Source organism: Veillonella dispar (genome assembly GCF_937975875.1).
GTDB classification, from domain to species: Bacteria; Bacillota; Negativicutes; order Veillonellales; family Veillonellaceae; genus Veillonella; species Veillonella dispar_B.
Genome location: NZ_CALJSP010000070.1, coordinates 1 through 1088 on the forward strand (window position 1 = coordinate 1; position 1088 = coordinate 1088).

At 44.6% G+C, this 1088-nt stretch carries 1 protein-coding gene; it reads left to right on the forward strand.

From position 1 onward, the window contains the following. Positions 1-1088, forward strand: a 1088-nt coding sequence (locus Q7P05_RS03405; protein WP_303930451.1) for a propanediol/glycerol family dehydratase large subunit, incomplete at both ends; no start/stop codon positions are given.

Sequence of the window (1088 nt, forward strand, 5' to 3'; positions counted from 1 at the left end):
TGGCAAAGGATTCAAAAGAGATTGCTAATATGATGCTTACACCATCAGTACCTCGTGAAGAAATCGTTAAGATTTGTAAATCTATTACTCCAGCGAAAATGTTGGAAGTTGTTTCTACTATGAACGTTGTTGAAATGATGCAATGTATGCAAAAAATGCGTGCTCGTCGTACAATGGCTAACCAAGCCCATGTAACGAACGTAAACGACAATCCAGTGCAAATCGCAGCCGATGCTGCGGAAGGTGCACTTCGTGGGTTCGCAGAAGAAGAAACAACAGTAGCCGTTGCTCGTTACGCACCACTCAATGCGATTAGCTTACTCGTAGGCTCTCAATGTGGTCGACCAGGTGTATTGACACAATGCTCCTTGGAAGAAGCGACAGAATTGGAACTTGGCATGCGCGGCTTTACAGCATATGCAGAAACAATTTCCGTATATGGTACAGAAGACGTATTTACCGATGGTGATGATACACCTTGGTCTAAAGGATTCCTCGCATCTGCTTATGCATCTCGTGGTCTTAAAATGCGCTTCACCTCTGGTACAGGTTCTGAAGTACAAATGGGACAAGCAGAAGGTAAATCTATGTTGTACCTTGAAATCCGCTGCCTATATATTACAAAAGGCGCTGGTGTACAGGGTATTCAAAATGGTTCTGTAAGCTGTATCGGCATTCCAGCAGCCGTACCTTCTGGTATCCGCGCTGTATTGGCAGAAAACCTTGTAGCAGCTATGCTCGACCTAGAATGTGCATCTAGTAATGACCAAACATTCAGTCACTCCGACTTGCGTAGAACAGCACGTACATTGATGCAATTTGCACCAGGCACTGACTTCATCTGCTCAGGTTATAGTTCTACACCAAACTATGACAACATGTTCGCTGGTTCTAACTGGGATGCAGAGGACTATGATGACTGGACAGTTATCCAACGTGACCTTAAGGTAAATGGCGGTCTTATTCCTGCTCGAGAAGAAGAAGTTGTAGCAGTTCGTAATAAAGCAGCTCGTGCACTTCAAGCTTTGTTCAAAGCATTGGGCTTGCCTCCAATTACAGATCAAGAGGTAGAGGCTGCTACGTATGCT